The organism is Inquilinus sp. OTU3971 (assembly GCF_038440215.1).
This window is the reverse complement of record NZ_JASATH010000273.1, coordinates 1-7,808: the sequence shown is the minus strand read 5'-3', so window position 1 is coordinate 7,808 and position 7,808 is coordinate 1. Positions and strand designations below refer to the sequence as shown.

The 7,808-nt window shown below is 70.9% G+C and carries 8 protein-coding genes and 1 pseudogene; 5 read left to right on the top strand and 4 right to left on the bottom strand.

The window, feature by feature from the left end:
* A pseudogene (locus AAHM41_RS37400) lies at positions 1-503 on the top strand (hypothetical protein); the annotation flags it as partial.
* A 9-nt stretch (positions 504-512) separates the two neighbouring features.
* On the opposite strand, the gene AAHM41_RS37395 reads toward AAHM41_RS37400, so the two are convergent.
* Positions 513-1,037 carry a hypothetical protein gene (locus AAHM41_RS37395; protein ID WP_342241719.1) on the bottom strand — a complete coding sequence of 175 codons (525 nt, stop codon included), beginning with the start codon at positions 1,035-1,037 and terminating at the stop codon, positions 513-515.
* 86 nt (positions 1,038-1,123) lie between these two features.
* On the opposite strand from AAHM41_RS37395, the gene pabB reads away from it, so the two are divergent.
* Together pabB and AAHM41_RS37385 are read left to right on the top strand one after the other, a co-directional pair.
* A complete protein-coding gene (pabB, locus tag AAHM41_RS37390; protein WP_342241718.1) occupies positions 1,124-2,545 on the top strand; it encodes an aminodeoxychorismate synthase component I in 1,422 nt (473 codons plus the stop codon).
* Complete coding sequence (locus tag AAHM41_RS37385; RefSeq protein WP_342241717.1) at positions 2,545-3,348, top strand: aminotransferase class IV; 804 nt, start codon at positions 2,545-2,547, stop codon at positions 3,346-3,348. The genes pabB and AAHM41_RS37385 overlap by 1 nt, the downstream gene beginning before the upstream one ends.
* A 5-nt stretch (positions 3,349-3,353) precedes the next feature.
* On the opposite strand, the gene AAHM41_RS37380 is transcribed toward AAHM41_RS37385, so the two are convergent.
* The 3 genes from AAHM41_RS37380 to thrS all read right to left on the bottom strand — a co-directional run bounded on the left by AAHM41_RS37380 (position 3,354) and on the right by thrS (position 6,364).
* Positions 3,354-4,271, bottom strand: coding sequence for an extracellular catalytic domain type 1 short-chain-length polyhydroxyalkanoate depolymerase (locus tag AAHM41_RS37380; protein ID WP_342241716.1), 918 nt, complete (start codon positions 4,269-4,271; stop codon positions 3,354-3,356).
* Positions 4,272-4,355: 84 nt separating this feature from the next.
* On the bottom strand, positions 4,356-5,072 hold the full coding sequence (locus AAHM41_RS37375) for a hypothetical protein (RefSeq protein ID WP_342241715.1): 717 nt from the start codon (positions 5,070-5,072) through the stop codon (positions 4,356-4,358).
* 83 nt (positions 5,073-5,155) lie between these two features.
* The gene (gene thrS, locus AAHM41_RS37370; RefSeq protein WP_342241714.1) at positions 5,156-6,364 is read right to left on the bottom strand and encodes a threonine--tRNA ligase; all 1,209 of its coding nucleotides are present in this window, start codon (positions 6,362-6,364) and stop codon (positions 5,156-5,158) included.
* Positions 6,365-6,717: 353 nt separating this feature from the next.
* Between thrS and AAHM41_RS37365 the strand changes: the two genes are divergently transcribed.
* Both AAHM41_RS37365 and AAHM41_RS37360 read left to right on the top strand, forming a co-directional pair.
* Positions 6,718-7,125, top strand: coding sequence for an MbcA/ParS/Xre antitoxin family protein (locus tag AAHM41_RS37365; RefSeq protein ID WP_342241713.1), 408 nt, complete (start codon positions 6,718-6,720; stop codon positions 7,123-7,125).
* Complete coding sequence (locus AAHM41_RS37360; RefSeq protein WP_342241712.1) at positions 7,116-7,808, top strand: RES family NAD+ phosphorylase; 693 nt, start codon at positions 7,116-7,118, stop codon at positions 7,806-7,808. The genes AAHM41_RS37365 and AAHM41_RS37360 overlap by 10 nt, the downstream gene beginning before the upstream one ends.

Here is a 7,808-nt window from a genome sequence, read left to right as displayed (position 1 = left end):
CCGCGGGCCCCCCCCGCCCCCCGCACCGGGGGGCGCCCGGCCGGCTGTCGGTCCGCATCGACACCGGCGGCGGCCGCTACATGGAAGGGCTGGGACCCGGCGAATCCTACGCGGTGCTGGAGCGCCACGTGCCCGAGGCGGTGCGCGGCTACCGCAGCGAGGAGGAGTTGCGCCACCTGATCGGCACCGGCGTCTCGGCCGCGGCGATCCATCATCTGCGCGACAAGCTGGACGAGGCCGGCTTCGGCAAGGTGAAGATCGTCGCCTCCAGCGGCTTCAGCCCGGCGAAGTGCCGGGTGATGGCGCTGGCCAAGGCGCCGATCGACGTGGTCGGCACCGGCAGCTTCCTGCCGGAGCGCTGGAGCGAAACCTACGCCACCGCCGACATCGTCGAATACGACGGCAAGCCGATGGTCAAGGTCGGCCGCGAATGGCTGCTGCGGCTGCGCCCGGACGGCAGCGCCCGGCCGGGGCCGGACACCATGGCCGGCGCCGGGATCTGACGGCCGGACTCAGGACGGGGACGGTTTGCGCCGCCGCACGCGCGGCGCCTCGCCCTCCTCGTCATCGGTGTCGTCGACCGCCCCTCGTTCGATATCCCGTTCGACCGAGGCGCTGAGCCGTTGGAACAGGCCGAGACCCAGCATCATGCCGGTCCCGGCCACGATCAGCGCGGTCGGGTACAGCAGCAGGTTCACATCGTCGCGCGCCACCTTGAAGATCACCACCAGGGCTTCGAGGAAGACGGCGATGATCATGGTCGAGATGAACTTGGTCAGACTCTTGCGGACCTCGGAGGCGCGGCGCCGCTCCTGGCCCCGCGCGACCTCCTCCTCCAGCAGGTACTTGGCGACGTCGAAGACGGCGGTGGCGATGATCAGGTAACCGATGACGTCCAGCATCGCCGTGTCGGTCGCGGCGTGCGGCGTCTGGAAGGTCATCACCACCGAATAGATCGCATACGCGGTCAGCCCGGCCGCCAGAAGCATGAGGATGACGCTGACGAGAAAGAAGGCCAGGCGGGAAACCAGTTCCATGAATGCCTCCCGAAGGCGCGGCGGTGTGTGCCGACCCGCCGCGTGCTAGCTTCGGGCTGACCTGTCCGCCGGAGCCCGATCGTTACGTGAACCACCGCTTGGCCACTCCGTTCCCTTTGCCCGTCACCGCGGCGCCGGAGGTCCTGTGCCGGCCGATCCCCTGGCGCGACCCGGTCGAAGCCTTCGCCGCGATCCGCCATCGGCCCCGTCCGCTGCTGCTCGATTCGGCGCTGGTCGACGGGCCGCGGGGCCGCTGGTCGCTGATCGCGGCCGATCCGTTCCGCTGGGTCGAGGTCGGGGCCGCAGAGGCGCCGGCCGATCCATTCGGCGCCATCGCCACGCTGCTGGCCCGCTATTGCGTCGAGCCCGATCCGGACCTGCCGCCGCTCGGGCCCGGCGCGATCGGTGTCCTGGGCTACGAGGCCGGGCGCTTCGCCGACCGCATGCCGGCGCCCCAGGCGGTCGGGCTCGACCTGCCGGACATCGCCTTCGGCCTCTATGACTGCGTCGCCGTGTTCGACGCGGTCGAGCGACGCGCCTGGGTGCTGTCGACCGGCTGGCCCGAGGAGAATCCCGTGGCCCGCCGTCACTGGGCGCAGGCGCAGGCCGACGACCTCGCGGCAGCGATCGCCGGCGCCCCGCCGCTGCTGCCGCCGGACGGCACGCTCCGCGGCGTCTGGCAGTCGGAGATGCCGGCAGACGGCTATCGCGACGGCGTCCGCCGGATCCGCGACTGGATCACCGCCGGCGACATCTACCAGGCCAACCTGACCCAGCGCTTCCTGGCCGATCTCCCGGACGGGCTCGACCCGTTCACGCTGCACCGCCGCCTGCGCGCCCTGTCGCCGGCGCCCTTCGCCGCCTTCCTCGACCTGGGACAGGGGCGCTGGATCGCCAGCGCCTCGCCGGAGCGGTTCCTGGCGGTCGACCCGGCCGGGCGGGTCGAGACCCGGCCGATCAAGGGCACCCGGCCGCGCGGCGTCGATCCGGCGACCGACGCGGCAATGGCGGCGGAGCTGCAGGCCAGCGCCAAGGACCGGGCCGAGAACCTGATGATCGTCGACCTGCTGCGCAACGACCTGTCGAAGGTCTGCGCCGTCGGCAGCGTGCGGGTGCCGGTGCTGTGCGGGCTCGAAACCTTCCCCCGGGTGCATCACCTGGTGTCTGTGGTCGAGGGGCGGCTGGCGCAGGGCCGCAGCGCGGTCGACCTGCTGCGCGCCTGCTTCCCCGGCGGCTCGATCACCGGCGCGCCGAAGATCCGGGCGATGGAGATCATCCGGGACCTCGAGCCGGCGCGGCGCGGGGCCTATTGCGGCTCGGTCGTCCATCTCGGCTTCGACGGGTCGATGGATTCCAGCATCGTCATCCGCACGCTATGTGGCGCTGGAGGGCAGGTCGCAGCTCAGGCCGGCGGCGGCATCGTCTATGATTCCGATCCGGACGCCGAATATGACGAGGCCATGGTGAAGGTCCGGCCGCTGCTGCAGGCCCTGACGGGAGCGGGCTGATGCCCTGGCTGAACGGCCAACTGCTGGCGGCCGGAGGGGCGCGGATCGACACGGCCGATCGCGGCTTCACCCTCGGCGACGGGTTGTTCGAGACCATCCGGGTGCGGGACGGCGCCGCGGTCTGGCTGGACCGGCATCTGGCGCGGCTGGCCGAGGGCAGCGCCGTGCTGGGCATCCCGGCGCGCTTCGACGATGCCGCCCTGGCCGAAGCCTGCGCCGCGGTAATCGCGGCCGAGGGGATCGAGGCTGGCGTGCTGCGCCTAACCGTCAGCCGCGGCGTCGGTCCTCGCGGGGTTCTGCCTCCGGCTGCGCCATCTCCGACCGTGCTGATCGCCGGCCATGCCGGGCTGCCGCCGCAGGGGCCGGTGGCTCTGGTCGTCGCCCGCGGCACCCGCCGCAACCAGGCCTCGCCGCTCAGCCGGGTGAAGTCCCTCAATTATCTCGACGCCGTTCTGGCGCGGCGCGAGGCGGCGGATCGCGGCGCCGACGATGCGGTGATGCTGAACACCGCGGACCGGGTGGCTGAGACCACCATCGCCAACCTCTTCGCGCGGATCGACGGCGCCTGGGTCACGCCGCCGGTGGCGGAGGGCGCCTTACCCGGCATCATGCGCGCCGAGGTGCAGGCGCGGCTTGGGGCAACGAAACGGCCGCTTTCGGTCGCCGATCTGCAGCGGGCGGAGGCTCTGCTGCTGACCAATGCGCTGTCGATACGTGCGGCGGCCCGGCTGGAGAATGCGCCTCTCCCCGCCGGCGGGGAGACGGCCGCCGGGCTGCGCCGGGAGATCGGCCTGCCGGTCTGACCCCGCTACAGCCGGGGGTGGTCGGCGAAGAAGTGCCAGATATGGGGCGTGGCCACGAAGCCGGGGGTGTCGGTGCCGTCCGGCCAGGCATGGATGCCGCCCTCGACCACGTCGAACCGCACCGCGGTCCCGGCCTTGCAATCGGGATAGTCCTCCGCCTTGATGCCCAGCACCGTCGCCCGCGCCACCGGTTGTGTCCGGCAGCCGTCGAAGGCGGCCCAGAAGGCGACCGACTCCCGCACCGGCGGGAACTTGGCCCGGGCGTAGCTCTCGCGCTCGGCGGTGCCCTTGAACGGGACCGCCTCGTCGCCGGTGCCGTGGATGTGGATCACCGAGACGGGGCGGCTCGGGGTGCAGGACGGCAGCAGGATGGCGCCGGAGACCACGGCGATTCCGGCGAAGATGTCACCCGCGTCGCAGGCCAGGCGATAGGCCATCATGCCCCCGGCGGAGAAGCCGGCGGCGTAGATGCGGTGGCGGTCGACCGCGCGCTCCTGCTCGATCGTCGACACCAGGGTGCGCAGGAAGCCGACATCATCGGCATCCCGCCGCATTGCCGCGCCGCAGCAGTCGCCGGCGTTCCAGCTGAACTGGCCGGCGGTCTCGGTGGTCGGTCTCAGGCGGCCGGTGCCGTTCGGATAGGCGACGATGAAGCCCTCCGCGTCGGCCTCGGCGCTGAAGCCGGTCAGGGCGATCGCACTGTCGGCGTTGGCGCCGCCTCCGTGCAGCACCACCACCAGCGGCAGCGGGTTGCCGCCTGCCGCGGCCGGCGGCAGGTGCAGAATGTAGCTGCGGGACACGCCGTCGACCGGCAGCGTGGCCTCGACATCCATACCGGCTGCCGCCCGGCCGGGGGCGGCCGACAGCAGGATCGCGAGGATCGTGATCGGGAAGGCCAGCGCCTGGGAAAGCCGTCGTGCCATGTGTGCCGCTTCGGGTGGGGCCGCCGGCAGGATAGCGTGCACGGCGCGGCTGCATGCCCGCGATGAAGGGTCGCGGGGCCACTGCTATCCGCTGGCGGCCCTGCCGCGCCGCCCGGCGTCCTGCGCCAGCTGCTCGATCAGCCCGACGAGCTCGCGATGCGCCGGGGTGGCGGGATCGCGCAGGGCGGAAGTCGGCTGGGTCTCGGTCAAATGGCTCAGCCGCACCAGGGCTCGGATGCGCTGCCGCCGGGTCTGCTTGAGATCGGATGAGCGGTGCCGGAACAGGATCCGGGCCAGCTCGCCGTCGCCGAACAGGGCGTTCAGCTCGGCGGCGGTGGTGTAGATCAGGAACAGCACCAGGATCCAGATCTGGATGAACAGGAAGCGGTGCCAGGAGAATTGCTCCGCCAGGGCGGCGCCGAAGCCGCCGACCTGGCCGCTGTCGACGACATGGTGGATGAAGGCTTCGAGCAGGCGGGCGATGAAGACGAAGGCCCAGTAGACGAAGGTCTTGAACAGGATCGGCAGGATCAGCGGTGCGTTGTCGAAGCGGCGCAGGAACGGCATCATGTCGGCGACCAGCACCGCCTTGCCCACCACCAGCGCCGCCGTGGTCGCGACCAGGAAGTTGATCGACCGGGCGAGGTATTCGGACAGCACCAGGTTCTGCGTGAACACGATCAGGTTGAAGCCGACCAGGAAGAACAGTGTCGGCGGCAGGACGTGCCGGACCTCATGGCCGAGATGGCGGAGAATGCGGTGCAGACGGCTGTCCTGCGCCGCCAGGGAGGGGCTGGCCATCGACCGTCTCCGGTGCTTGGGGTCGTTCCGGAATCCTGGCGCCGAAGCGGGGCGCGGCAAAGCATATTCCGCGCCCCCGCAGATCAGGCGGCGAGGGCAGGGGTTGGCGACTGCGCCTCGGCCTCCAGCCGGGCGATCGCGGCGGCCAGGGGCAGGGACTCCTGGCGGCCGTCGCGGAAGCGCAGTGCCACGGTGCCGTCCCGCGCCTCGCGTGTGCCGATCGCGGCCAGCACCGGCACCCCGTCGGCATGGGCGTCAACGATCTTGCGCGACAGCCGCTCCGGCCGGGCGTCGAGGGCGACGCGTAGCCCGGCCGCCTCGAAGGCCTCGGCCACCCGGCAGGCCGGGACGACGTCGTCCGCGCCGATCGAGGCAACGACCAGCTGCTCCGGTGCCAGCCACAGCGGCAGCCGCCCCTCATGGTGCTCGAGCAGGATGCCGATGAAGCGCTCGAGGCTGCCCAGCACGGCATGATGCAGCATCACCGGCAGCTGGTGGTTGCAGTGCTCGTCGACATAGGCGGCGCCGAGCCGTTCCGGCATCACTAGGTCGAGCTGGATGACGCCGCACTGCCAGCGCCGGCCGCTTCTGTCGTGCAGGTGGAATTCCAGCTTCGGGCCGTAGAAGGCGCCCTCGCCGGGCAGGGTCTCGAAATCGAGCCCGGCCTGCCGCGCCGCGTCCGCCAGCGCCGCCTCGGCCCGGTCCCAGACCTCGTCCGACCCCGCCCGCTGCGCCGGCCGTGTGGCGAAGGCGACGTCGAAGCCCTCGAAGCCGAAATCGGCGTAGATCCGGCGCAGCAGGCCGCAGAACCGAGCGACCTCGGCCTCGATCTGATGCTCCAGGCAGAACACATGGGCGTCGTCCTGCACGAAGCCGCGGGCCCGCATCAGCCCCTGCAGCGCGCCGGACGGCTCGTTGCGGTGCACGGCGCCGAACTCGAAATAGCGGATCGGCAGCTCGCGGTATGAGCGCACGCGCTTGTTGAAGATCTGGATGTGCCCGGGGCAGCTCATCGGCTTCAGCGCCATGATCCGGCCCTCATCGGCCACGGCGAACATCTGGGCGCCGAATTTCTGCCAGTGGCCGCTGCGGTTCCACAGCCCGCGGGCCAGCAGCTGCGGCGTCCGTACCTCGCGATAGCCGGCCCGGGCCATGCGCCTTCGGACATGGTCTTCGACCACGCGGTAGAGCGCCCAGCCGCGCGGGTGCCAGAAGACCATGCCGGGGCCGTCCTCCTGCTGGTGGAACAGGTCGAGGCGGTTGCCGAGGCTGCGGTGATCGATGTCGTCCATGGGAAGTCTCCGTTGCGTTGGACCGGCGCAGGGAGAGCCCAGAAAGACCAAGGGCCCCGTCCGCTGCCGGCGGGGCCCTTTGGTGGTCGGCGAGGCGCTGTCCGATCAGCGCGCACGACCTCCGCACGACCCGCCTGTGGCGGTGGTCGTTTTGGTGGTCGCGGTAATCATCGAACGGATCGCACTCATGGCGTCAGTAGAGCCATGGCCTGCAGACGGCGTCAACCAGGATGCAACGCGGGGAGGGGCTGCCGTGTTGATGGGGCGGGACTTGTCATCAGCCGGGTCTCTCGCTATATTTGTCTCAAACGAGATAAAAAGTCTCAAATGAGCTCGGAGAGAGGAGCGGTTCGATGATGGCGCAAGAGGCGGCGGTGACGCCGCGTGGTGCCGAAGGGCGGGTGGCCCAGGCGGGCTTGAGCGCCTTCTTCAACATCGTCGAGGCCTGGGGGCTGAAGGACGAAGAGAAGCGCGTGCTGCTGGGCCGTCCGTCCAAGGCCACCTTCTATCGCTGGAAGGCCGGCGCCACCGGCCATCCCTCGGCCGACACGCTGGAGCGGATCTCCTACATCCTCGGCATCTACCGGGCGCTGCAGATCCTGTTCAAGGACGCCAAGCTGGCCGATGGCTGGGTGCGGCGGCCGAACACGGCCTCGCCCTTCGGCGGCCGTTCGGCGCTCGACCGGATGCTGTCGGGCAACGTCGCCGACCTGTTCGTGGTCCGCCGCTACCTGGATGCGGAGCGCGGCGGTTGGGGCTGACCCTTCCGGTCCGCCGGGTCGACTGGCCCGAATGCTGGCGCATCATCCCGAGCCGGTACCCGCCGATCGACCTGTTCGAGCGGGTGGCGCCGCCCGAGGATTGGGAGCTGCTGATCGAGCTCGAATCCCGCACCAACGACCGGCTGCGCGACCAGGTCGGGCAGATCGCGCTGGTGCCGCTGGAGGAGCGGATGAGCGGCCCGGGCACCAGCTTCATCATGGCGCCCTTCACCCATCTGCACCCGGATGGCAGCCGCTTCACCGACGGTACCTACGGCGCCTATTACGGCGCCGCGGCGCTGGACACGGCGGTGGCGGAGACCAGCTATCACCGCGCCCGCTTCTTCGCCGCGACGGCGACGCCGGCCACCACGATCGACATGCGGGTCCTGATCAACAGCCTGTCGGGCGAGCTGCACGACATCCGCGGCCTGGGCGCAGAACTGCCCGGCGTCTACGATCCGGTCGACTATTCTGCCGGCCAGGCGCTGGGGCGGCGGCTGCATGGCGACGGTTCCTTCGGCATCGCCTATGACAGCGTCCGCCACGCCGGCGGTCATTGCGCCGCGGTGTTCCGGCCGCGCAGCGTGCTGACCCCGGTGATCCAGGAGCGGCACCTGTCCTATCACTGGGACGGAACCCGGATCGCGGCGGTGCACGAGATCCGGGCGTTGCAGACTTAA

What these genes read in the sequence shown, in the direction of transcription:
- AAHM41_RS37365 (WP_342241713.1), top strand. Translation starts at nt 6,718, where the DNA reads ATGATGGCGCAAGAGGCGGCGGTGACGCCGCGTGGTGCCGAAGGGCGG.
- thrS (WP_342241714.1), bottom strand. Translation starts at nt 6,364, where the DNA reads ATGGACGACATCGATCACCGCAGCCTCGGCAACCGCCTCGACCTGTTC.
- AAHM41_RS37375 (WP_342241715.1), bottom strand. Translation starts at nt 5,072, where the DNA reads ATGGCCAGCCCCTCCCTGGCGGCGCAGGACAGCCGTCTGCACCGCATT.
- AAHM41_RS37395 (WP_342241719.1), bottom strand. Translation starts at nt 1,037, where the DNA reads ATGGAACTGGTTTCCCGCCTGGCCTTCTTTCTCGTCAGCGTCATCCTC.
- AAHM41_RS37380 (WP_342241716.1), bottom strand. Translation starts at nt 4,271, where the DNA reads ATGGCACGACGGCTTTCCCAGGCGCTGGCCTTCCCGATCACGATCCTC.
- AAHM41_RS37385 (WP_342241717.1), top strand. Translation starts at nt 2,545, where the DNA reads ATGCCCTGGCTGAACGGCCAACTGCTGGCGGCCGGAGGGGCGCGGATC.